Genomic DNA, 23,459 nt, shown 5'->3' on the forward strand with positions numbered 1-23,459 from the left:
GCTCGACCAGACAAGCCCGCGCCCGCAAACCGACCCAGCCCGATAACAATGACGGAGCCTTGCATGTCCACTTCCTTCGATAGCCGCGCCTTCCGCCGCGCCCTGGGCAACTTCGCCACCGGCGTCACCGTGATCACCGCCGCCGACGCCTCGGGGCGCAAGGTCGGCGTCACCGCCAACAGCTTCAACTCGGTATCCCTCGATCCACCGCTGGTGCTCTGGAGCATCGACAAACGCTCCGGCAGCCATGCGGTGTTCGAGGCCGCCGGGCACTTCGCCGTGAACGTGCTGGCCGCCGACCAGATCGACCTGTCCAACACCTTTGCCCGCCCCAGCGAAGACCGCTTCGCCGGAATCGAACACGAGACCGGAGAGGGTGGGGCGCCCTTGCTGCCAGGCTGCGCGGCGCGTTTTCGCTGCGAGAAGTTCCAGCAGATCGATGGCGGCGATCACTGGATCCTCCTCGGCCGGGTGCTGGCCTTCGACGACCTGGGCGGCTCGCCGCTGCTCTATCACCAGGGTGCGTACTCCAGGGTCCTGCCGCACACGCTGATGGAACGTCGTACCGAGAGGTAGCGTATTCAAGGCGTTCGCTGCACGCCTTGTAACGCCGGCCAGATCGAGCACCACGCGCACAGCGCTCGATCTGACCGGCGCACAATCCCTTGCGGTGAATACCACGCCACCCTGGCCCCATTCCCCAATGCTGGGTCCACCCGCCCATCTGCAACACTTCGCCGGATACCGGTCAGGCACGCTGGAACCCTTGATCCAGAGCCATTTCTCAAGGCCATGGGAAACCTGGCACAACAGTTGCCGATGCCTCTGCAGACGCCCCAACCCATGGGCCCGTTTGCAGGAGGAAGCAACTCATGCACCGACCGACTCCCCACCCGCTGGCCGTGGCGATCTTCGCCGGCCTGCTCCAGCTACCGGCCCAGGCTGCGCTGTATGCGGTCGACAGCGGCCCGTATACCCTGCCCACCGGCAAGTTCCCCGCCTGGTACCAGGACAGCCATGGCCGAGTGCTCGACCTGTGCCTGTCCAAGGCGGTGAGCTCACGGGTCGCCGGTGCCCCCGGCGCGCCGTCTTACATGTGCACGCTGCTGCCCACCCCCGGCGTGTTCGACGATACCCAACCGATCGTCTTCCCCAGCAACTTCCCCGACGAGGCCTTCTGGTTTACCGCCGACGCCGCCATCGTCGATGCCGCCCGCGGCATCGACCTGAGCTTCGGCTCGGCCATCGAGGCCGCCTTCAGCGCCGAGGAGCCGGTGGATGGCGACCAGGTCAGCTTCGCTCGGGTGCGCATCCGCGTCGATGTGCCGGTGGCCGGCACCTACACCATCACCCATCCCTACGGCGTCGACGTGTTCGACGTGCCGGCGGGCGGGCGCCGGGCGATCAACATGACCCGCGACATCGGCATCGGCTCTCCCGGCGACTACAGCGGCGCGCTCAAAGGCGACGTCGGGCCGTTCCTGCGCAGTGTCAACGGCCCCTATACCGAAACCAACCCCGGCACCGGCGCCAGCGAAAGCTACATTGGTGACCCGAACCTGGAAGAGCCGGTCACCGGCAGCCCGTTCAACACCAACTTCGTGCGCATCGAGGGCCCCAACGGCATCGACCTGCGCACCGAGCTGTTCGCCATCTCCGGCAAGCTGTCCACGGTCAACCGGCCGACGCCGCTGATCCCCCAGCGCAGCACCTACTCGCGGCATACCGTCAACGGTGACCTGCGGGCCCAGCAGGATGTGTTCGTCATGGCGCCGCCGGCGCCGGCCACGGTCACCCTGACCAGCCAGACACCGACCCTCTCCCTGGGCGAGGCCAACGGCACTGGCGCCTGGTACGGCCAGTCGGCGCTCAACCCGACCCTGCCGCTGACCCTGCAGGTAACCGCCGACAACAGCCTGGCCATCACCACCAGCACGCCGACCAGCGCCGCCATGCCGCTGACCGACCTGGTGACCATCAGCCGCGCCGAATACAGCCTGGCCAGCGGCCAGCTGACCCTGGTCGCCAGCAGCAGCGACGAGACCAGTCCGCCCGCACTCACCGCCCGCACCGGCAACGGTGCGCTGATCGGCAACCTGAGCGGCAACGGCGCGGTCAAGTCCCTGACCACCGGGCTGTCACCCATCCCGCCAGCGCAGGTGCAAGTCACCAGCAGCCACGGCGGCAGCGACAACGAAGACGTGGTGCTGGTGCCATGAACAGACACCGCCTTCAAGGAGGCCGCATGAATACTTGGTCGCGTCGGGCGCTGTGCGCCGCCGGTTTCACCCTTACCGTCAGCAGCGCGGCCTGGGCCGCGCTGAGCGAGGTCGATCCCGGCCCCTACACCTTCGCCACCGGGGGCTACCCGATGTGGTACAAGGACGCCAACAACCTTGCCCTGGAGCTGTGCCAGTCACGCGCCACCAGCTCGCGGGCACCGGGTGCGCCGGGCGCCCCGGCCTACATGTGCACGCTGCTGCCCGAGCCCGGGGTCTACGACGACGCCCTGCCGCTGGTGTTCCCGGACAACTGGCCGCCGGAGATGTTCTGGTTCCTGGCCGAGACCGAGATCCCGCAGGTGGGCAACAGCGGCTACGAGCTGGAAGTCTATGTCGCCGGCCTCGAGGCGGCCTTCGCCGCCGAGAACCCGGTCAACGGCGACCAGCAGAGCTTTGCCCGCATCCGCATCCGCGCCTCGGTGCCGCGCACCGGTACCTACACCATCACCCACCCGTTCGGGGTCGAGACGGTCAACGTGACCACCGCCGGCCGACGAGCGATCAACATCACCCGCGACATCGGCATCGGCGCGCCGGGCAACTTCAGCGGCGCCCTGAACGGTAACCTCGGCCCGTTCCTGCGCGGCGTCGGCGGCCCGTACACCGAGGTCAACCCGGACACCGGTGCCACCGAGACTTTCGTCGGCGACCCGAACATCACCGAGGCGGTGACCGGCAGCCCGAACAACACCAACTTCGTGCGCATCCAGGGTCCGGCGGGCACCATCCAGACCAACGTCTTCACCGTCTCCGGCAAGGTCCTCGACCAGCGCCAGCAGACCCCGGTGACGCTGCAGCGCGCCACCTACCAGCGCAACGCCGCCGGCACCCGCGTCGAGGTCTTCGCCAAGGCGCCGAACAGCGCCAGTCTGTGCCTGCGCAACGGCCTGGCGCTGATCGGCTCGCCGCCGTCGCCATGCCAGTTCAGCATGCTCGCCGACAACAACGGGCTGTTCTTCAGCCAGCAACTGAGCCAGGCCGTGCCACCGTCGGTGGTGGTGGTCACCGCCAGCAGCCCGGCCGGCACCACGCGGCCGACGGCGCTGTCGAGCAAGCTCAGCGATGTGGTCAAGGTCGCCACCGCACGCTACGACTGGAGCGCCAAGCGCCTGCTGGTCGAGGCTCGCTCCAGCGATGAAGTGGTGGTGCCCGACCTGCTGGTTCAGGGCTTCGGGCGCATGTCCAAGTCCGGCGTGCAGCAGAGCCTGACGGTCAACGACCTGGCCCAGCCGCCCGCCAGCATCACCGTCAAGTCTGCCCACGGCGGTATCGACGTGGAGCCGGTGGTGGTGGTCGGCAATGCCCCGGTGCCCACCGAGAACCAGGCCCCCGCGGCCCAGGCCGACAGCGCCAGCACCAGTGTCGGGGTGCCGATCACCCTCAACCTGCTGGCCAACGACAGCGACCCGGACGGCAACGTGCCACTGAGCATCACCGACCTCACCCAGCCGGGTACCGGCCTGGGTGGCGTGGTACTCAACGGCACCACCGCGGTGACCTACACCCCGCCGGCCGGCGCCACCGCGCCAGTGGTGGCGACCTTCAGCTACCGCGCCCAGGACGCCAAGGGCCTGAAGTCGACCCCGGCCACGGTGACCGTCAACGTCGCGCCGAACCGTCCACCGAGCGCGGTGGCCGACAGCGTCGCCACCCTCGGCGTGCCGCTGACCATCAACGCCCTGGCCAACGACACCGACCCGGAAGGCAACCTGCCTCTGACCATCGCCAGCGTCACCCAGCCGACCCCGGCCGGACGCGGCACGGTCAGCACCGACGGCAACGTGATCACCTACACGCCACCGGCCACGGTGAGCGCGGCGTTCACCACCAGCTTCAGCTACGTCGCCCGTGACTCGATCGGCGCCACCTCGACGCCCGGCACGGTCACCGTGCAGGTGTCGCCACGGCCGGCCCAGGAAACCTTCGCGGTCACCGCGGCGACGGTCACGGCGCGCTCGAACAACCGCTTCAACTGGGATATCAGCGGCACATCCTCGGTGACCACCGGCAACACCATCACCGTGCGCGTGACCACCACCACCGGCGTGCAGACCCTCGGTACCACCACCGTGCCGGTCACCGGCCGCTGGCGCCTGACGGTGAGCAACAGCACGACCTTGGTGCCCACCGCCGCGCCGACCGCCACGGTGACCAGCAGCCAGGGCACCACGCGCACGGTCAACGTGGTGGTGCAGTAAACGGAGGGATGCCATGAACGCCCTGTACCCACTGCTGCTGAGCCTGGCCCTGACCGGCCAGGCCCTGGCCGACGACCTGATGGACAACGCCGACCTCGCCGTCGGCAGCGACCTCGGCGAGCCGCTGGTGCTGCGCCTGCTGCCGACCGCTGCCGGCCAGGTTGCGGTGATCGAGCAGCTGGGCACGGGCAACCGCGCCGCCCTCGACCAGAACGGCCAGGCCCTGCTGGGCCGGATCGTCCAGGCCGGGAGCGCGCAGGAGGCGTACATCCTGCAGGAAGGCAGCGACCTGACGGCCGCGATCAGCCAGCAGGGCCAGGGCAACAACGCCACGATCCGCCAGAACGGCAGCGACAACAGCGCCGCCATCGAGCAGATCGGCAACCACAACAGCGCCACCATCGACCAGCGCGGCACGGGGCTGAACAGCACCGTGACCCAGGCCGGCAACGGCCAGCAGGTCCATGTCAGCCAATACCGCTAGGCCCAACACGACAGATCTGGAGGCAACACCATGCACAAGCTCGCCCCCCTGAGCGCTGCCATCGTCCTGGCCCTTGCCGGCCAGGCCATGGCCGACGACAGCATCTCGACCCAGTCCCAGCAGGGCAACCAGAACATCGCCGAGGTCAAGCAGAGCCAGGCGCCGTTCGCCTCGGCCACGCAGAACCAGACCGGCCACGACCATAACCACATGGCGCTGCAGGACAACAGCACCAGCCATATCCAGCAGAGCGCCACCGGCTCGTTCAACGCCGGTTACGCCGAGCAGTTGTACGAGAACGGCAGCCAGATCACCCAGCAGTCCGGCGGCGGCCTCAACGACGCCTTCGCCAGCCAGTCGGTGGGCGAGAACAACGAGTCCCTGCAGATCCAGCTGGGCAGCGGCAACCGCTCGGTCATCTGGCAGGACACCCAACTGGGCAGCCAGGCCACCACCTTGCAGTCAGGCCATGGCAACGACGCCACGGTCGAGCAGCTGTTCGGCGGCAGCAACAACAAGAGCGTGATCATGCAGGGCGGCACCGGCAACCAGGCGGCCGCCGAGCACATGACTCACCAGGACGGCGATATCGCGATCTACCAGGAGGGCAGGCAGAACTGGGCCTATGGCGACCAGCGCGACGGCCTGGGCGGCACCATCGGCATCGACCAGTACGGCACCGGCAACTCGGTGGAGGTGTGGCAGGACAACCAGGCCGCCAGCCAGGCCAGCGTGTACCAGAATGGTCAGGCCAACGAAGGCTACATCGACCAGAGCTTCGGCCAGGGCAACAGCGCAGGCCTCAGCCAGACCGGTCGCGGCAATGCCAGCTGGTCGGACCAGTACGAGACCAGCCAGGCGGTGACCAGTATTTCCCAAGTAGGCAACAACAACCTGCATTTCACCTACCAGACCGGCGACAACCACAGCCTGACCATCAGCACGGCGGGCAATGCCAACAAGATCATGGCCAGCAACTGGAAGGGCGAAAAATCCGGTGGGCAGTTCGGCGTCGGCCAACAGGCGCAGATCAACCAGACCGGGAATGGCAACGGCGTCAACATCACCCAGGAAGGCAACGCCCAGGTCGCGCGGCTGGACCAGAACGGCAACCGCAACCAGATGGAAACCCGCCAGGCCGACAGCAACAATGAGCTGTACTTCGAGCAGAACGGCAGCGACAACCTGCTCATCGCCGACCAGCGCGGCACCGCCAACTACGCCGAAGGCCTGGCCGCCGGCAATGGCGGCAGCATCACCCTCGACCAGTCGGGCAGTGGCAACCAGAGCTACACCTACCAGCTGTACGGCAATGGCAACGAGGCCACCATCAAGCAGACCGACGTGGCCAACCTTGCCTACGTGACCCAGGGTGGCAACGGCAACCAGGCGTTCGTCGACCAGAGTGGCGCAAGCCAGACCGCCACCATTACCCAGTATGGCAATGCCAACTCGGCGACTGTGACCCAGCAGTGACGGGCTCCCCCCTTGGACCGCGGTGTTTGCTCTCCCTGGCGCCGCGGTTCCTTTTTCCCCGCTTTGCGTGACCATCCGTCGGTAACGGCACAAGGCCTGTCGAAACATTCGCTACCTGTTCGACCACCTGGTGAACCCCCAGCGTGGAGTCACACCCATGAGCCATCCCATCCCCAAGCATGCCGTGGTCACGCGCAGCCAGTGGCTTGCCGCCCGCCAGCAGCTCTGGCTGCACGAGAAAGCCTTCACCCATCAACGCGATGAACTCGCCGCCGCCCGCCGCGCCCTGCCCTGGGTGCGGGTGGAACAGGACTATCGATTCCACGGCCCGCACGGCGAGCTGGGCCTGACCGAGCTGTTCGCCGGACGCAGCCAGTTGCTGGTCTATCACTTCATGTTCGCCGAAGGCTGGAACGAAGGCTGTCCGGGCTGTTCGTTCCTCGCCGACCACTTCGACGGCGCCAACCTGCACCTGGCCCACCATGACGTGTCCCTGGTGGCGGTGTCGCGGGCACCCTATGCCGAGTTCCAGGCGTTCCGCCAGCGCATGGGCTGGCGCTTCCCGTGGTACTCCTCGCATGGCAGCCCCTTCAACCAGGACTTCGGGGTCAGTGTCGCCACCGACGGCAGCGCCCAGTACAACTACGAACCCTATACCGGCAACGAGGCGGAGCTGCCCGGGCTGAGCGCGTTCTACCGGGAGGCCGACGGCAACCTGTACCACACCTATTCCACCTATGCCCGGGGGCTGGACATCCTGGTCAACGCCTACAACTTCCTCGACCTGGCGCCCCTGGGGCGCAACGAGGAAGGGACGATGGACTGGGTGCGGCATCATGATCGCTATGAGGACGCGCAGGACAAACCCCACTGTTGTGGGGACTGAGAGAGTGCCATCGCGGGGCAAGTCGCGATGGCCGTATCAGATCGCCCGCAGCGCCAGCAACTCCGTCAGCACCTCGGCCAGCGCCTTGACCATCACGTCCGCCGTCGGCCGATGCACGATCACGATCTCGTAGCTGTCCACTTCAGGCAGCCCTTGCTCGGCACCCAATACCCGGTGCTCGGCCAGCGCCGCGCGTGGAGGAAGCAGGCTGATGCCCATGCCGTCGGCCACCGCCGCCTGGATCCCGCTGAGGCTGGAGCTGGTGAAGCTGATGCGCCAGCGCCGGCCCATGCCTTCGATCGCATTGATCATGTCGTCGCGGTACAGCCCGCGTGGCGGGAAGGTCACCAGCGGAATCGGATCGAGTTCGAAGGACGGTGTGCGTACGCTGTCGATCCACTGCAACCGCTCCGGCCAGCAGGCCACGCCCTCGCGACTGTTGCGCCGCTGCTTGAGCAGCACCAGGTCGAGCTCGCCGTTGTCGTAGGCCTGGCTGAGGTCGCGGCACAGGCCGCTGGTAACCTCCAGCTTGACCTGCGGATGGCGCCGGCTGAACGCGGACAGCGCGTTGGTGGTGCGTCCGCCGACGAAATCCTCCGGCACCCCCAGGCGCACGGTGACGCCGACCATGGCCCCGGCCAGGGCTTCGAGCATCTGGTCGTTCAAGGCCAGCATGTGCCGGGCATAGCCGAGCAAGGTCTGCCCGGCATCGGTGGGCAGCACGTCGCGGTTGCCGCGCACCAGCAGGCGATGACCGACCATGTCTTCGAGGCGGCGAACCTTCTGGCTGATGGTCGACTGGGTGGAGTGCAGCCGTGCGGCGGCGGTGGTGAAACTGCCGCAGTCGGCCACCACGACGATGGCGCGCAGCAGGTCGAGGTCGAACAGGGCCCTATTCGGCTTTACGCTGGAAGACATCTTGGTATTCAGCTTCTGAATGACAAGCCTGACTTCTACCATGGGAACCGCTACCCGGCAACATGCGCAAATACACTGGGTTGCATCCAGATAATTCACTTCTGCTACAACGATCAGGGCCCTACATTGGAGCTTCGTCGCACAAGGAACCGATGCCCATGCGCCTGCCGTTCGCCGCCTTGCTGTTGAGCCTGAGCCTTGCCACCCATGCCGAGACCACGACCATGAACACCGCCTTGCTCGATGCCGCCCAACGGGGTGATGCGCCAGTCGTGCGCCAGTTGCTGGAGCAGGGCGCACCGCCGGACACCCGCGACGAGCAGGGCCAGACCGCGCTCTTGGTGGCGACCCACGCCAACCAGGTGGATGTGGCCAAGGTGCTGATCGAGGCCGGGGCCGACGTCAACGCCAAGGACAATATCAACGACAGCCCCTACCTGTATGCCGGCGCCCGCGGGCTGAACGACATCCTGCGCCTGACCCTGGCCCATGGCGCCGACCTGAGGAGTACCAACCGCTACGGCGGCACCGCGCTGATCCCGGCGGCCGAGCGCGGCCATGTCGAGACCGTGCAGCTGCTGATCGATGCCGGCGTCGACGTGAACCATCTCAACCGCCTGCACTGGACCGCGCTGCTCGAGGCGGTGATCCTCGGCGATGGCGGCCCGCGGCATGTGGAGATCGTGCGCCGGCTGCTGGCGGCCGGGGCGGATCCACGGATCGCCGACAAGGATGGCGTGACCGCGCTGGAGCATGCCCGCCAGCGCGGATACCAGGAGATGGTGGCCCTGCTGCAAAGGTAGGGTCCGTTCAGGCAAGCGACCTGTTTGCGGGTTGCTGATGACCCGCAATCAACTGATGAAAATGATCTTCGACACCAACTCCGCGCTGTTCTTCGCCTGCAATTTTTTCATCAGCCGTGCCCGATGCACTTCCACTGTCCGATGCGAGATCCCCAACCGCCGCGCCACCTCCTTGCAGGTCAGCCCATTGACGATATGCAACGAAATCTCCCGCTCGCGTGGCGTCAGTTGCACCGTCGGCGCCGGCTGCCGGTCGAGCCGTTCGAAATGCCAGATCATCAGCTTGAACGGATCCTCCACCGTCAGCGTGAAGCCCTGGGCCCGGGCCCAGAACACCTCGCCATTGCGGTGCTGCATGAAGCGTTCGTCGGAGTAGAAGGCGCCCAGCCCGTTGCGCAGCCAGTGCTCGCTGCGCTCGCCGATGCTCTGGTAATCAGCGTGGGAAGGGTAGAGCAGCAAGGTCAGATGCCCGCGCAGTTCTTCACGGGTATAGCCGAACAGCCGGGAGAAGGCCTCGTTGCAGTCAAGCATGCGCCGGTGGCCGGTGATCAGTTGCGGCGCCGGTGAAACCTGGAACGCCAGGCGTTCGAGGTCCGGGGAGGCGTGGGTGGGTACGGTCATCAGGCTTCCTGCCTTGGTGCTTGTGGTGGTGTCCCGTACGGCTCACTACTTACTCGCGTACGTAGTTGCCCCAACTAGCGTGGGATTCGGGTACTGCCACATTGTATGCAATACCCGCTTCAAGGACAGAAGAAAACCACCATGCTCCACGATTCCATCTCCATCGTCGCCGCCGCGCACAGTCCCTTCGGCCGCCTGGATGGCCTGAACCTCGAGGACCTGATCGTCCAGGTCACCCGCGATGCCCTGCAGGACGCGGCCATCGACGCCGCCGAGATCGACGCGCTGTTCCTCGGCCACTTCAACTCGGGCCTGGTGGCCGACGGCTTCCCGGCCTCGCTGATGCTGCAGGCCGACCCGCAACTGCGCTTCAAGCCCGCCACCCGCTGCGAAAACGCCTGCGCCTCGGGCTCGGCGGCGATCCAGGCCGGGATCAACGCGATCCGCAGCGGCGCCGCCGAGCTGGTGCTGGTGGTCGGCGCGGAGAAAATGACCGGCAACAGCACGGTCGAGGTCACCCGGGCGCTGGCCGGCGCTGGCTACCAGAACGACCTGGCGGAAGCCGGGCTTAGCTTCGCCCAGCTGTTCGGCCAGGTAGCGCAGCAGTACACCGAGCGCTACCACAGCCCGTTGGCGTCGATGGCGGCCATCGCCGTGAAGAACCACGCCAACGCCATGGCCAACCCGCTGGCGCAGATGCACCGGGTGATGGACTTCGAGCACTGCAACCAGGTGTCGCCAAGCAACCCGCTGATCGCCGCGCCCCTGCGCCTGACCGACTGCTCGCTGATCAGCGACGGCGCGGCGGCGATCGTCCTGGCCTCGCCCGAGCGCGCCCGCTCGATGCGCCGCCAGGTGGCGATCCGCTCGATGGTCCAGGTCAACGACTTCCTGCCGCTGTCGCGTCGCGACATGCTGGCCTTCGAGGGGCCGCAACGGGCGATCCACGGGGCGTTGCGCGAGGCGGGGGTGACCCTGAACGACCTGAGCTTCGCCGAGGTGCACGACTGCTTTACCATCGCCGAACTGCTGATCTACGAGGCCATGGGCCTGGCGCCAAGGGGCGAGGGGCACCGGGCGCTGGACGATGGCATCGTGCGCCAGGGCGGACGGCTGCCGGTGAACCTGTCCGGCGGGCTCAAGGCCAAGGGCCATCCGGTGGGCGCCACCGGGGTGTCGATGCATGCCCTGGGCTTCGCCCAGTTGACCGGCAAGCCCATCGGCCTGGGCGTGCCCAACGCCGAGTTCGGCCTGCTGTTCAACATGGGCGGCATGGCGGTGGCCAACTATGCCAGCGTGTTGCAAGCGGTCAGGGTCTGAGGATGAACATCGCCCATTGGCTGCAGGATGCAGCCCAGCGCTGGCCCGAGCGTCCGGCGCTGTTCGACGGGGAGCGTCAGGTGGCCGATTACCGGATGTTCGCCGCCCAGGTGCGGGCACGGGCACTGGAACTGCGTGACGTGCATGGCATCGAACCGGGCGACCGGGTGGCGCTGCTGATGAAGAACAGCTGCGTCTACCTGGAACTGCTCTACGCCATCTGGTGGAGCGGGGCGGTGGCGGTGCCGATCAACAGCAAGCTGCACGCCCTGGAAGCGGCCTGGATTGCCGGCAATGCCGGGGCGCGCCTGATCTATACCGACGAGGGCGAGCTCTTCGACAGCGCGACCCTGCCAGTCGGCTGCCGTGAGCTGGCTGCGCCTGTCCTGGCCGCGCCCGGCGCGCTCGACAGCGATCAACTGGCGCAGCCGCACCCGCGTCAGGACAGCGACCTGGCCTGGCTGTTCTACACCTCCGGCACCACGGGGCGTTCCAAGGGCGTGATGCTGTCCCATGGCAACCTGGTCGCCATGTCGCTGTGCTACCCGCTGGACGTCGACCCGGTAACCGCCGTCGATGCCGTGGTCTACGCCGCGCCGATGTCCCATGGCGCCGGGCTGTACAACTTCGTCCACGTGCGCTGCGGCGCCCGGCACGTGGTGCCGCTGTCCCGGGGCTTCCAGGCCGTCGAGCTGTTCGGCCTGGCGCAGACCCTGGGACAGGTCAGCCTGTTCGCCGCGCCGACCATGGTCAAGCGCATGGTCGAGCAGGCCCGCCAACAGGGTTATGACGGCGCGGGCATCAAGACCATCGTCTACGGCGGTGGCCCGATGTACCTGGCGGACCTCAGCGAGGCCCTGGACACCTTCGGCCCGCGCCTGGTGCAGATCTACGGCCAGGGCGAATGCCCGATGACCATCAGCGCGCTGTCGCGTGAGGTCATCGCCGACCGTGAGCACCCCGACTGGCCCGCCATCGCCGCCTCGGTGGGGCGGGCCCAGGCCTGTGTCGAGGTGCGTGTGGTGGACGGCGCGGGCCAGCCGCTGGCGGCCGGCGAACCCGGCGAGATCAGCGTGCGCGGGCCGGTGGTGATGCAGGGTTACTGGAATGATCCGCAGGCCACCCGGGAGGCCCTGGTGGACGGCTGGCTGCGCACCGGCGACATCGGTTTTCTCGACGAGCGCGGTTACCTGAGCCTGACCGACCGCAGCAAGGATGTAATCATCTCCGGCGGCAGCAACATCTACCCGCGCGAAGTCGAGGAGGTGCTGATCCAGCATCCCGAGGTGTTCGAGGCCTGCGTGGTGGGGGAGGCCGACGCCGAGTGGGGCGAGTCGGTGGTGGCCTTCGTCGTGCCGCGCACACCGGGCAGCCTCGATGCCCAGGTGCTCAACCAATGGTTCCTGGCGCGCATGGCCTCGTTCAAGAAACCGAAGAAGTACCTGTTCTGCGCCGAGCTGCCGAAGAACAGCTACGGCAAGATTCTCAAGACCCAGCTGCGCCAGTGGCTGCAGAACCCCGACGGGGCGTTCGCCAGCCACTGACCCGCATCTTTCATGGAAAGCACCACGACAGGAGTTCCCGACATGGGCATGTCACCCGGCAACACCCAGCGCCAGCGGCGCCGGGCCTTTATCGGCGCCACCACCGGCCACTTGATCGAGTGGTACGACTACGGCGTCTACGGCTTCCTGGCCTTGTACATCGGCAAGGCCTTCTTCGTTTCCGACGACCCCACCAGCAGCCTGCTGGCGAGCTTCGCGGCCTTTGCCCTGAGCTTCTTCATCCGCCCGCTGGGCGGCTTGTTCTTCGGCCCGCTGGCGGACAAGATCGGCCGTCGCCGCACGCTGATCACGGTGCTGGTGATGATGGCCGGCTCCACCTTCCTGCTCGGTCTGCTGCCGACCTACGCCAGCATCGGCATCGCCGCGCCGGTGATCCTGGTACTGATCCGCTGCGTGCAGGGCTTCTCTGCCGGCGGTGAGATCGGCACCATCACCAGCTTCATTTCCGAATACGCCGGCCCCGGTCGACGCGGCTTCGCCACCTGCTGGCTGATGGTCACCGCAGTGCTCGGCCTGCTGCTGGGCGGCGCCGTGGCCAATGGCATGACCTGGGCGCTGGGCGCCGAACTGATGCAGGACTGGGGCTGGCGCATCCCGTTCCTGATCGCAGGTCCCCTGGGCTTCATCTCACTGTACATTCGCCTCAAGCTCGAGGACAGTCCCGAGTTCCTCGCCCTGGTGGAAGCCGGGCAGACCTCCAAGGCGCCGCTGCGCGAGGTATGGCAGTGGAAGCGCTCGATCGCCCTGGTGTTCTTCATCATCACCCTGCACAGCTCGATCTTCTACCTGGTGCTGACTTTCGCCTCGACCTACATGTCCAACACGCTGAAGTTCGACAGCGGCACCACCTTGCTCTACGTGTTCGTCGCCAGCCTGTCGGCGGCGCTGGTGATGCCATTGGGCGGCGCCTTCACCGACCGCTATGGGCGCAAGCCGTTCCTGATGGTGATCGGCACCCTGGCGACCCTGGCCATGTACTGGTTCTTCAAGACCGCGCCCGGCGCCACCCCGGCCACCCTGTTCTGGCCGCTGATGGCGGTGGCGATCCTGTTCGGGCTGTACGCTTCGTCGACCTACGCGTTGATGAGCGAACTGCTGCCGACGCGGATCCGCTCCACCGGCATCGCCATGGCCTACAACATCCCGGTGGCGGTGTTCGGCGGCAGCGCGCCGCTGATTTCCACCTGGCTGATCAAGGTGACCGGGGATATCACCGCGCCGTGGTACTTCTACGTGGGCACCGGTGTGGCGTCGCTGGTGGCGCTGGTGGTGCTGCGCAAGGAGGATTTCGTCGCCTGTGGCCACGATGCGCGGCAGTCTGTTGATCCGAGCCCTTTGAACCTGCGCTCGGTTTAAGGCGAAGGGACCTCTGTGGGAGCGGGTTCACCCGCGAAGCAGGCGGCGCGGTGGATGGCACCGGCTCTGCCGGTGTTCGCGGCGGTGCGGCGGTCCGATAAACCCGCTCCCACAGGCAGGGATTTCGAGCCTTGTATCCGGGGCAGGACAGCATTCTGTTACAGTCGCCGCCTCAATCTATCGGTCTGGGGATGCAGGCCGCACCCAACTGTGCGCGCCTGATGAGCCGGCTGTTCACTGTTCAGGCCAAGACGGCCTGAGACAAACATCTCCAATAGGTATACCGCCATGGCACAAGCCACCGACCAGGCCTTCTACGACCGCGCTGATGCGCATATCGAGCTGGCCAACCAGCAGATCGAGAAGCTCGAAGACCTCGGCAAGGTCAGTGCTTCGATGACCTTCGCCGCCAGTCGCTTCAATGCCTGGATGACGGCGCGCAGCTTCAAGTCAGCGCAGGAGATGGCCGCGGCGCGGGAGGAGTTGTTGAAGTACTTCTGCGAGCAGTACCGGATGATGCTCGAGGACAACCTCGACGAGCATATCCAGCACTTCGACCGCTATGTGCTGGGCCAGGACAGCTGAGGCCTACCCGGAAAATTCAGCCATCTTCACACGACCTTGACAATCGCTGGAAGGAACATTGACAGACCCTCGCTAGAGTGCGCGCCAGTTGAAATGCGCCGGGCAATCCCGGTGCGTTTCCCGCAGCGTCGAAAACTTTATCCAGCGAGTCATGATCATGTTCGAATCAACGTCCATCAGGAAGATACTGGGCACTTCGCTTGCCCTCAACGCGGCACTTGCCTGCAGCCAGGCCAGTGCCCAGGAAAAGACTGCGCCGGACATCATCTGGGGCGACGAGACCCAGGTCACCGCAGGCTTCGCCCTGCATGCCGCGCCGCGCTACATGGGCGCGAAGGGCAGCCAGGGCCACCTGTTGCCATCGGTGACCCTCCAGCGCGGCATCTTCTTCGCCGACAGCCTCAAGGGCGTGGGCGTCCAGCATCAGTTCGACAGCGGCTTCAGCGCCAGTCTCTCGCTCGGCTACGACTTCGGCCGTGCCGACGGTGACAGCAAGTACCGCGCTGGCTCGGACGATTTGAAAGGCATGGGGGCGGTAGGGGGAGCGACGGTGGTCAACATCGACCTGGCCCAGCAGGTCCTGCCCTGGCTGGCGGTCACCGCCGGCGCCGAGTTGCGCACCGGTGGCTACAAGCGCGGCAACAGCTACCAGTTCGGCCTGCTGAACACGCTGCACCAGAGCGACGCCGACATGGTCACCCTGGGCCTCAATGCGCATGCGGGGCAGGCCAAGTACAACCAGACCTACTTCGGCGTCACTGCCCAGCAAAGCGACAACACCGATTTCGATCGATTCAAGGCGGACAAGGGCATCCATGCCTACTCGGGCGAGCTGTCGTGGATGCACCGGTTCGACCCGCACTGGTCGACCATCGCCAGCGTGAACGTGATGCACTACACCGACCAGGTCCGCCACAGCCCGATCATTCGCCAGGACACGCCGGTCACCTCGACCGTCGGGGTGCAGTACGCATTCTGATTCAGGCTTGCGGGAGGAAGGCATCCTCGATGAAGGTTTCGAGCGCCTGTGCCTCGATGATCTCGATCGAGAAATGCCCGAAACGCTTCGGCAGCCAGATGATGCGGGCACCGGCAGGCGACTGCAGGTGCTCGCGCGCCAGCGGCTTGCCGTTCTCGTCCTCGGGCTGGATGCCGTTGGCCGTCAATTGGTCATAGGCCTGTTCGATGTCCGGCGTGGAGTAGCAATGGCGGTAGATCATCCCTTCGCCATGGCTGTCGAGCAGGTCCTTGAGGTTGCCCGCCAGCGGCTGCACCAGCATGAAACGCTCCTGGCCGATCCGGGCGATGGCGTAGTGCACATGCAGGCCGCCGCGCTCCCAGACGAGCGTGCGCGAGATCTCGGCGCCCAGCACCTGGGCGTAGTAGGTACAAGCGGCCTGCAGATCGGCGACCAGCACATCCACGTGGCTGAATTTCAGGTCCATCGCATCGCTCGCTATGTCGGCAGGTGTTGTCATTATCAGGCTCAGGGCTGTGCGGGGGAGGTGCTGTCTGCCGTGGCCTGCTCGGCGCCCAGGCTGGCTTCGGCCGCCAGTTTCAGCCGGTCGGCCTTGGAGATGTAGGTGTTGCGGTTTTTCGGCGCCAGTTTGGCGCTGGCCTTCTTGGCGTGGGCTTTCAACAGCTGGTTGATCTTTTTACGACGGTTCATGTTTTTTCGCTTCATTGGCGCCTGGTGGTACGGCAGGGACGAACGATACAACAAAGCGCCACTGACGAATCGTCATATTCGCGCTACACCATCTCCTGACGGGGTTGTACGAGCGACAGGCACGGAGCCTGTCGAACCCGACAAGGAGGTCATCATGCAAGGATCACCACGGCATTGCGCCTGGGTCAGAACGCTGCTCTGGGGCTGGCTGGCCGCCGCCTCACCGATCTTCGCCGAGGAAATCTGCGCGTTGCCCGACGCCGTCGAGCCCGCGCCGGTGCGCCCGGTGGACTACGTCAACAAGGACTTGCCCACCGACTACCTGGCGCTGGTGCTGTCCTGGTCGCCGGAGCACTGCGAGAGCCAGCGCAACAAGCCCAAGGCGCAACGGGACAAGCATGCCTTCCAGTGCTTCTCGGGCAATCGTTTCGAATGGGTGGTGCATGGCCTGTGGCCGCAGAACCGTTATGCCAAGTCCAACCAGGACCATCCTCGCAACTGCCAGAGCGTCGGCTCGCTGCCGGCGCCACTGGTCAGGCAGCACCTGTGCATGATGCCGGGGCCGGACCTGATGCAGAACGAATGGCAGGCCCACGGCACCTGTGGCTGGTCGTCCGCCAACCGCTACTTCGCCGATATCCAGCGGGTGTACGACACGCTGCGCCGTCCCGACACGCAAGCCATGCTCGGCAGCAACCCTGGCCCCAATCAACTGGTTAACGCCAAGGTCAGCGACATCAAGCAGGCCTTCCTGGCCCGCAACCCTGCATTGCCGGCACAGAGCCTGCGGGTCTCGGTGGGTTCGGGCAACCGTCTGAAGGAGCTTTGGGTGTGCCTGGACAAGCAGCTCGCTGCGATCCCGTGCCCGAGCGGCGGGACCCCCGACAATCAGCAGATCAAGGTCAGGACGCCGTTCCAGTAACCGGCCTGCAAGGAGTGCACCCATGCGAGCATCCGCTAATGGCGACTATCTGCGGGTACGGGCCATCGCCGGCACCCATGTCGTGTTCCTGGCCTGGGACTTCGTCACGCCGCCGAGCCTCGAGACCCTGGTCGGCGAGCAGAACCTGCTGGGCTTTGCCGTACACCGTCGGTACTTCGACGCGGCCGGCAAGCTGCGGACCCAATACTATCTGCGCGGCCTCAAGCGCTTCGCCGACAAGGACAAGGGGCTGCCACCAGGCACGCTGGTGCCGACCAGCGAGCATCCGATCCAGAGTTTCCTGTGGGCCGACTACACCGTCGCGCCCGAAGGGGAGTACGCCTACACGGTGCAGCCGGTGTTCGGCGAGCCCAGGAACCTGCGCATCGACGACGCCCGGGGCGTCGCGGTGCGCGTGCGCTGTGAGCCCACGCTTGCGCCGGGCGGCGAGGGCCTGAGGCACGATATCCATTTCAACCGCGGCGTGATCGGCTCCCAGGCTTATGCCAGGGAATTCGATAACGTCGCTCCCGATCCCGATGCGCCGGCCTCCAAACCGATGAAATGGCTTTCGCGGGGCCTTTACGAGGGCCTGCTCGACTTCATCGGGCGCGGCGGCGCGAAAGGCATGGGCCTGCGCGCGGCATTCTACGAGTTCCAGTACCTGCCGGTCGCCCAGGCCCTGCGCGAGGCCGCCCGTGAAGGCGACGTGCAGGTCGTCTTCGATGCCCAGAGCAAGTACAAGGCGAACAACCTGGCCACCATCGAGCAGGCCGGCCTGCAGGCCTGGGTGCATCCGCGCACGGTCAGCGAAGGCATCCGCCACAACAAGTTCATCGTGCTGCTCAAGGATGGCCAGCCGGTCAGCGTCTGGACCGGCTCGACCAATATCTCGGCTGGCGGGATCTTCGGCCACTCCAATGTCGGCCATGTTGTCCACGCCCCCATCATCGCCCGGCAATACCTGGACTACTGGACGCGGCTGCAACAGAACATGACCCCAGCCAGGCTGCGTGCGCCCAATACCCAGGCTACCCCGCTGCCCGCCTTGCCGTTGCAGCCGGGCACCTACCCGCTGTTCAGTCCCCGCGAGCGCAAGGAAACGCCCCAGGCGCAGAAGACCTTGCAGTGGTACGCGGACCTGGCCGGCGCAGCCCGTCAGCTGGTGTGTTTTACCGCCGCGTTCGAGATCGCTCGGGAGTTCCAGGAGGTGCTCCAGGCGCAGAACGACGTGCTGCGCTACGTGATCAAGGACGACCCGCTCAGGAAGACCGAGAACATCGGCACCGACGGTGACGTGATCTTTGCCGCCGGCAGCTTCCTGGGGGAGGACAACCCGCTGACCAACGCGCTCAAGGAGCGTGACAACCCGCTGAACAGCAACGACTACGTGCATACCAAGTACCTGCTGGTCGACCCCCTGGGCGAGCAGCCCACGGTGGTGACCGGGTCGGCGAACTTCAGCGCCGCCTCCCAGGAGAAGAACGACGAGAACATGCTGGTGATCCACGGCGATACCCGGGTGGCGGACATCTACTTCGGCGAGTTCATGCGCCTGTTCGATCACCACTATGCGCGCTACCTGGCGGCGAAGTACCAGGCCCGGCCCGGGAGCACCGGCAACTACCTCAAGCCGCAGGCCGGGCAATGGCTGCCCGCGCACCTGGATCCGGCGAACTACCGGTCGAAGCGGCGGCGCTATCTGGTCGGCTGACAGTCCCACAGGCCATGCGCAATCCCTTGTAGGAGCGGCCTTGTGCCGCGAAAGGGCTGCGAAGCAGCCCCAGGATCTCAGTGTTGATGCAAAGATCGCTGGGGCCGCTGCGCGCCCCTTTCGCGGCACAAGGCCGCTCCTACAGGGCCATGTGCCGCTTGGGTACGTAGGTGATTTACTCCAGGGAAGGTAGGATAACTATAGTGGTACTGTATGAGTATCCAGTATTCATTGGGGTTTCTTCCAGCGCCCGGCTTCGGTGCGCAAAATCGCCCCGTGGACATTAAATCCAGCTCCGTTAGTTTGAAGGCCTCTCCTTCGGAAAGGGAGAGTTCTCAAATCAAATGGAGCTATGAACATGAACCAACCACAAAACCAGAACCCACTTCGCCATGGCCGCGTCACTTCCCCGGCCTCCCGCGGCGCCGTCGCCATCGACCTGGGCGTGCTCAGCGGCTGGCAGGTCGACGAAATGGAAGGCGGCAAGAACTTCCCGGCCCTGGCGGCCGGCCCGTTCCCCGCACCGTTCCAGTCGGACAACCCAAGCGTCGCCCCGCCCGCCGACGGCTACATCCTCAGCGGTGGCAAGACCGACGCCCGCGACTGCGTCAACTTCACCGACGAGGAGATGAGCAAGAAGCTCAACCGCGCCTTCACCTGGCCGCTGGTCAACGTCGACCCCGGGCAGCTGTTCAAGGTGACCTGGCGCTACACCGCGCCGCACACCACCCGCGGCTACCGCTGGCTGATCACCAAGGACGGCTGGGATCCGAAACAGCGCATCAGCCGTGCGCAGCTGGAGGACAAGCCGTTCGCCGAGGACTTCTACCCACAGGTGCCGTACTACAGCCATGCCGGCGAGTTGAAGGCCAAGGTCGACCACGAAGTGAAGCTGCCGGCCAACAAGAAGGGCCGTCATGTGATCGTCCTGATGTGGATCGTCGCCAACACCGGCAACGCCTTCTACCAGGCCTTCGACGTCGACTTCAAGTAAGTCCGCGGATCTTCCACACGTTCTAAAGGATTGGAACATGTCAAAGATTGACTTTACCCAACTGAAGGCCGCGCGCGACGACGCCGCCTCGCGCATGCCCAGCCTCGAGGGCAAGAAGATCCTCATGGGCTACTGGCACAACTGGCCGGCGGGCCCTGCGGACGGCTACCAGCGCGGGCAGTTCGCCAACATGAGCCTGGAGGAGGTGCCGCGCGACTACAACGTGGTGGCCGTGGCGTTCATGAAGGGCAGCGGCATCCCGACCTTCAAGCCGTACAACCTGTCCGATGCCGAGTTCCGCCGCCAGGTCGGCGTGCTCAACAGCCAGGGCAGGGCGGTGCTGATGTCGCTGGGCGGTGCCGATGCGCATATCGCGCTGAACCCGGGCCACGAACAGCCGCTGGCCAATGAAATCATCCGCCTGGTGGAAACCTACGGTTTCGACGGGCTGGACATCGATCTTGAACAGAGCGCGATCGACTTCGCCGCCAACAAGACCGTCCTGCCCGCCGCGCTGAAGCTGGTGAAGGATCACTATGCCGCCGAGGGCAAGCATTTCATCATCAGCATGGCACCGGAGTTCCCCTACCTGACCAGCGCCGGGCGCTACGTCGACTACCTCAAGGCACTGGAGGGCTACTACGACTTCATCGCCCCGCAGTTCTACAACCAGGGTGGCGACGGGCTGTGGGTGCAGGAGGCCAACAACGGCAGGGGCGCCTGGATTGCCCAGAACAACGATGCGCTCAAAGAGGACTTCCTCTTCTACCTGACCGAAAGCCTGGTCAGCGGCACCCGCGGCTTCACCCGGATCCCGGCCGACAAGTTCGTCATCGGCCTGCCGGCCAACGTCGATGCCGCCGCCACCGGCTACGTGGTCAACCCGACGGCGGTGACCAACGCGTTCAAGCGCCTGTACGCCAAGGGCGTGTCGATCAAGGGCCTGATGACCTGGTCGGTCAACTGGGACAACGGGGTCAACAAGGACCACGTACCCTACAACCAGGAGTTCAGCCGACGCTACGGGCCGCTGATCAACGGCACCAAGGCGCCCGCACGCACCCGCAAGGCGCCGACCGCCTGATCGAACCTGCATCGGGCAGACGTGCCTGATGCCCGGCAGTCGAGGCCTGCCGACGTGATCGATCGATGAGAATCCGATGCCGCAAGGCATCGGATTTTTTGTTGTCTGCAGGACAGGGGAAACCCTGCAAGCCATATGTCCGAAAATGGCGAGCCTCAAGCGAATCCAGGGCATAGGATGTCGCTCATGACCAACCTAATCGATTCTCCCGAAAGCGATGCCTGCTACCTGGCCTTGAAGGCGCACGATGCGCGCTTCGATGGCGCCTTCTTCGCCGCGGTCACCAGCACCGGCATCTATTGCCGGCCGGTGTGCCGGGTCAAGACGCCACGGCGTGACAACCTGCGGTTCTACCGGCATGCCGCCCAGGCCGAGGCGGCGGGTTTCAGGCCGTGCCTGCGCTGCCGCCCTGAGCTGGCGCCGCGTGCGGTGGCGTGGAGCACCGAGGATGCCTCGCGCATCCTGGCCGTGCAGGCGGCGCGCATGCTGGACGAGCCGCAGAACGTACGTACGATGGTCGATATCGCCCGGCACCTGGGGGTGAGCGACCGCCATCTGCGACGCATCTTCGAGGCGCATTTCGGGGTTTCGCCGCTGCAGTACCTGCAGACACGTCGGCTGCTGGCGGCCAAGCAACTGATCGCCGACACGCAACTGCCGATGACCCAGGTGGCGTTGGCCAGTGGCTTTGGCAGTGTGCGGCGCTTCAACGATGCGTTCTCCCAGCACTATGGCCTGAATCCCAGTACGTTGCGTCGCGCCCGCTCGACCGCGAATGGGCAAGGGGTGAGCGTTCGCCTGGGCTGGCGCCCGCCCTATGACGTGGAGTCGATACTGGGCTTCCTGCGCCTGCGCGCCATCCCGGGCCTGGAATGGGTGGAGGGCCGGCAGTACATGCGCACCCTGCGCCTTGTGCAGGGCCAGCAGGCGTGCAGCGGCTGGCTGAGTGTGAGCCTTGACGACCAGCGTGCCCAGGCGCAGGTGACCATCAGTGACAGCCTGGCAGGCGTTTTGCCCACGCTGATCAACCGTGTGCGGGCCGCGTTCGACCTGGATGCCGACCCGGTGGCGATCCACAGTGTGTTGCAGGCGACGTTCCCGGCGAGCGAAGGCATGCGTGTGCCCGGTACGCTGGACGGTTTCGAGCTGGCGGTGCGTGCCGTGCTTGGCCAACAGATCACCGTGGCCGCCGCGCGCACGCTGGGCGCGCGCCTGGTCGGCGCCTTTGGTGAGTCTATCCAGACGCCCGTTGCAGCGCTGGACCGTCTGTTTCCCACACCGACCAGCCTGGCGGCGGCCAGTGGTGACGCCCTTGGCCGACTGGGCATCACGCGCCAGCGCCAGGCCGCCCTCAAGGGCTTGGCCGAGGCCGTGGGGGAGGGGCGCCTGCTGCTGAGCCCCGGTGTCGATGTCGCGGCCACTTGCGCCCAGTTGCGGGACTTGCCCGGCATCGGCGACTGGACGGCCCAGTACATCGCCTTGCGCGCGTTGCGCTGGCCCGATGCGTTTCCGGCGGGTGACGTGGCACTGCAGAAGGCGCTGGGGGTGAACAGCGCCAAGGCCGCGACACAGGCTGCGCAGGGTTGGCGGCCCTGGCGTGGCTATGCCGTGCTGCGTGCCTGGCAGGGGCTGGCAGATCCGGCGCGTCCGTGAGCGTCTTGGCAAACGCTGTGCGGCGGGCTCAGGGATCCTGCGGATCATGCCCCAGCGATTGCAGGAACAACGAGAACAACTCCGGTTGCGACGAGATATCCAGCTTGGCATAGAGATGCCGACGATGGACCTTGATGGTTTCCGGGGAAATGGCCAGGCGCTCGGCCATGGCCTTGGATGAATAGCCACGCAGGATCAGCCGGGCGATCTCCAGCTCGCGCTCGGACAACACCTTGGCGCCGAACAGGCTCATGGCGTCGCGCACCTGATGGGCCATGCCTGCCACGGGCGCCGGGCGCAGGCTCTGCTGCAGCCAGTGCTGGGCCATCAGCGCAACCACCCACGGGCAGACCACCGCCAGCAATCCATGGCTGGCGCTGTCGAACCGCTCGCGGCGTCCCAGCGACAGCGACAGGGCGCCACTGTCCCCCAACTGCACGATGAACTGCACCTCGTCTTCCAGCACATGGTCGTGGAAGTACTTGAGGTAGTACTCGCTCTGGCGGAACTGGTCCGGTGCCACTTCCTCGAGCCTGTGCAGACCGTCGCCGATGCGCTCCTGGCAGGCCTGGTAGAACGGGTCGAGCTGGTACAGGCCGCTCAGGTACAGGGCCATGGCCTCGGGGTTGCCTTCACCCCGGGCATCGAAGATCTCCAGCGCCCGGGGCAGGCCGGCGCGGGGGTAGAACATCGCCAGGGCGTTGTCGAACACCAGCCACTGCTGCAACAGCAGGATCAACTGGCGCCAGAAACGCGGCTGGCCGATCTGCTCGACGGTGCGGGCCAGGCCTGCGTGAGTGCTGGCTTCGGTGAACAGGTTGTGCATGAGACCCCATTGCTGGCGACTGTTACTAGTCAGTTGGCTGGAATGAGGGGGGCGTGGGAGCGGGCTTGCCCCGCGATATTGCAGGGTTGCCTGACGCTACGCC

21 protein-coding genes and 1 pseudogene are annotated in these 23,459 nt (G+C 66.0%); 17 read left to right on the top strand and 5 right to left on the bottom strand.

The genetic code is table 11. From position 1 onward, the window contains the following. Positions 1-63: 63 nt before the first annotated feature. From NMG10_RS20445 to NMG10_RS20470, 6 genes and pseudogenes are all read left to right on the top strand, one after another. Positions 64-570 (top strand): annotated as a pseudogene (locus NMG10_RS20445) (flavin reductase family protein); the annotation flags it as partial. 302 nt (positions 571-872) lie between these two features. Next, entirely contained in the window at positions 873-2,219 is a 1,347-nt protein-coding gene (locus tag NMG10_RS20450) for a hypothetical protein (protein ID WP_254465022.1), read from the top strand. Positions 2,220-2,245: 26 nt separating this feature from the next. Further along, positions 2,246-4,480, top strand: coding sequence for an Ig-like domain-containing protein (locus NMG10_RS20455; RefSeq protein WP_254465023.1), 2,235 nt, complete (start codon positions 2,246-2,248; stop codon positions 4,478-4,480). Between the two features lie 13 nt (positions 4,481-4,493). Next, on the top strand, positions 4,494-4,964 hold the full coding sequence (locus tag NMG10_RS20460) for a curlin (RefSeq protein ID WP_203647065.1): 471 nt from the start codon (positions 4,494-4,496) through the stop codon (positions 4,962-4,964). 30 nt (positions 4,965-4,994) lie between these two features. Beyond that, positions 4,995-6,440 (top strand): curlin, encoded by a 1,446-nt coding sequence (locus NMG10_RS20465; RefSeq protein WP_254465024.1) that lies wholly within the window; start codon positions 4,995-4,997, stop codon positions 6,438-6,440. A gap of 157 nt (positions 6,441-6,597) precedes the next feature. Further along, positions 6,598-7,326, top strand: coding sequence for a thioredoxin family protein (locus tag NMG10_RS20470; protein WP_203647061.1), 729 nt, complete (start codon positions 6,598-6,600; stop codon positions 7,324-7,326). Positions 7,327-7,362: 36 nt separating this feature from the next. Here the strand turns inward: NMG10_RS20470 and NMG10_RS20475 are convergent, their stop codons facing one another. Further along, the gene (locus tag NMG10_RS20475; RefSeq protein WP_203647059.1) at positions 7,363-8,244 is read right to left on the bottom strand and encodes a LysR substrate-binding domain-containing protein; all 882 of its coding nucleotides are present in this window, start codon (positions 8,242-8,244) and stop codon (positions 7,363-7,365) included. A gap of 158 nt (positions 8,245-8,402) precedes the next feature. On the opposite strand from NMG10_RS20475, the gene NMG10_RS20480 reads away from it, so the two are divergent. After that, positions 8,403-9,047 carry an ankyrin repeat domain-containing protein gene (locus NMG10_RS20480; RefSeq protein WP_203647056.1) on the top strand — a complete coding sequence of 215 codons (645 nt, stop codon included), beginning with the start codon at positions 8,403-8,405 and terminating at the stop codon, positions 9,045-9,047. 48 nt (positions 9,048-9,095) lie between these two features. On the opposite strand, the gene NMG10_RS20485 is transcribed toward NMG10_RS20480, so the two are convergent. Next, positions 9,096-9,668 carry a LuxR C-terminal-related transcriptional regulator gene (locus tag NMG10_RS20485; RefSeq protein WP_203647054.1) on the bottom strand — a complete coding sequence of 191 codons (573 nt, stop codon included), beginning with the start codon at positions 9,666-9,668 and terminating at the stop codon, positions 9,096-9,098. Positions 9,669-9,809: 141 nt separating this feature from the next. On the opposite strand from NMG10_RS20485, the gene NMG10_RS20490 reads away from it, so the two are divergent. The 5 genes from NMG10_RS20490 to NMG10_RS20510 all read left to right on the top strand — a co-directional run bounded on the left by NMG10_RS20490 (position 9,810) and on the right by NMG10_RS20510 (position 15,473). Further along, complete coding sequence (locus NMG10_RS20490) at positions 9,810-10,988, top strand: acetyl-CoA acetyltransferase (RefSeq protein ID WP_203647052.1); 1,179 nt, start codon at positions 9,810-9,812, stop codon at positions 10,986-10,988. A gap of 2 nt (positions 10,989-10,990) precedes the next feature. Further along, complete coding sequence (locus NMG10_RS20495; protein WP_254465025.1) at positions 10,991-12,532, top strand: class I adenylate-forming enzyme family protein; 1,542 nt, start codon at positions 10,991-10,993, stop codon at positions 12,530-12,532. Between the two features lie 42 nt (positions 12,533-12,574). Beyond that, the gene (locus NMG10_RS20500; RefSeq protein ID WP_203647050.1) at positions 12,575-13,909 is read left to right on the top strand and encodes an MFS transporter; all 1,335 of its coding nucleotides are present in this window, start codon (positions 12,575-12,577) and stop codon (positions 13,907-13,909) included. 288 nt (positions 13,910-14,197) lie between these two features. Beyond that, a complete protein-coding gene (locus NMG10_RS20505) occupies positions 14,198-14,494 on the top strand; it encodes a DUF3144 domain-containing protein (protein ID WP_110737748.1) in 297 nt (98 codons plus the stop codon). A 157-nt stretch (positions 14,495-14,651) separates the two neighbouring features. Further along, positions 14,652-15,473, top strand: a complete 822-nt coding sequence (locus NMG10_RS20510) for a MipA/OmpV family protein (protein ID WP_254465026.1) — start codon at positions 14,652-14,654, stop codon at positions 15,471-15,473. Between the two features lies 1 nt (position 15,474). Here the strand turns inward: NMG10_RS20510 and NMG10_RS20515 are convergent, their stop codons facing one another. After that, on the bottom strand, positions 15,475-15,939 hold the full coding sequence (locus NMG10_RS20515; RefSeq protein WP_232856493.1) for a VOC family protein: 465 nt from the start codon (positions 15,937-15,939) through the stop codon (positions 15,475-15,477). 41 nt (positions 15,940-15,980) lie between these two features. Next, positions 15,981-16,163: a DUF2986 domain-containing protein gene (locus NMG10_RS20520; RefSeq protein WP_203647040.1), complete on the bottom strand. Its 183-nt coding sequence runs from the start codon at positions 16,161-16,163 to the stop codon at positions 15,981-15,983. A 154-nt stretch (positions 16,164-16,317) separates the two neighbouring features. Here NMG10_RS20520 and NMG10_RS20525 point away from each other — a divergent pair, with 154 nt between their 5' ends. The 5 genes from NMG10_RS20525 to NMG10_RS20545 all read left to right on the top strand — a co-directional run bounded on the left by NMG10_RS20525 (position 16,318) and on the right by NMG10_RS20545 (position 22,530). Further along, the gene (locus NMG10_RS20525) at positions 16,318-17,085 is read left to right on the top strand and encodes a ribonuclease (protein WP_203647039.1); all 768 of its coding nucleotides are present in this window, start codon (positions 16,318-16,320) and stop codon (positions 17,083-17,085) included. A 22-nt stretch (positions 17,086-17,107) separates the two neighbouring features. Further along, positions 17,108-18,799 (top strand): phospholipase D-like domain-containing protein, encoded by a 1,692-nt coding sequence (locus tag NMG10_RS20530; RefSeq protein WP_254465027.1) that lies wholly within the window; start codon positions 17,108-17,110, stop codon positions 18,797-18,799. A 358-nt stretch (positions 18,800-19,157) separates the two neighbouring features. Then, entirely contained in the window at positions 19,158-19,793 is a 636-nt protein-coding gene (locus tag NMG10_RS20535; protein ID WP_203647037.1) for a lytic polysaccharide monooxygenase auxiliary activity family 9 protein, read from the top strand. 37 nt (positions 19,794-19,830) lie between these two features. Then, the gene (locus tag NMG10_RS20540; RefSeq protein WP_203647036.1) at positions 19,831-20,877 is read left to right on the top strand and encodes a chitinase; all 1,047 of its coding nucleotides are present in this window, start codon (positions 19,831-19,833) and stop codon (positions 20,875-20,877) included. Positions 20,878-21,063: 186 nt separating this feature from the next. Further along, entirely contained in the window at positions 21,064-22,530 is a 1,467-nt protein-coding gene (locus NMG10_RS20545) for a DNA-3-methyladenine glycosylase 2 family protein (RefSeq protein WP_254465028.1), read from the top strand. A gap of 28 nt (positions 22,531-22,558) precedes the next feature. On the opposite strand, the gene NMG10_RS20550 is transcribed toward NMG10_RS20545, so the two are convergent. After that, entirely contained in the window at positions 22,559-23,356 is a 798-nt protein-coding gene (locus tag NMG10_RS20550; RefSeq protein ID WP_254465029.1) for a helix-turn-helix transcriptional regulator, read from the bottom strand. Positions 23,357-23,459 lie beyond the last annotated feature (103 nt).

This window comes from Pseudomonas sp. DVZ6 (assembly GCF_024259445.1).
Classification (GTDB): domain Bacteria; phylum Pseudomonadota; class Gammaproteobacteria; order Pseudomonadales; family Pseudomonadaceae; genus Aquipseudomonas; species Aquipseudomonas peradeniyensis.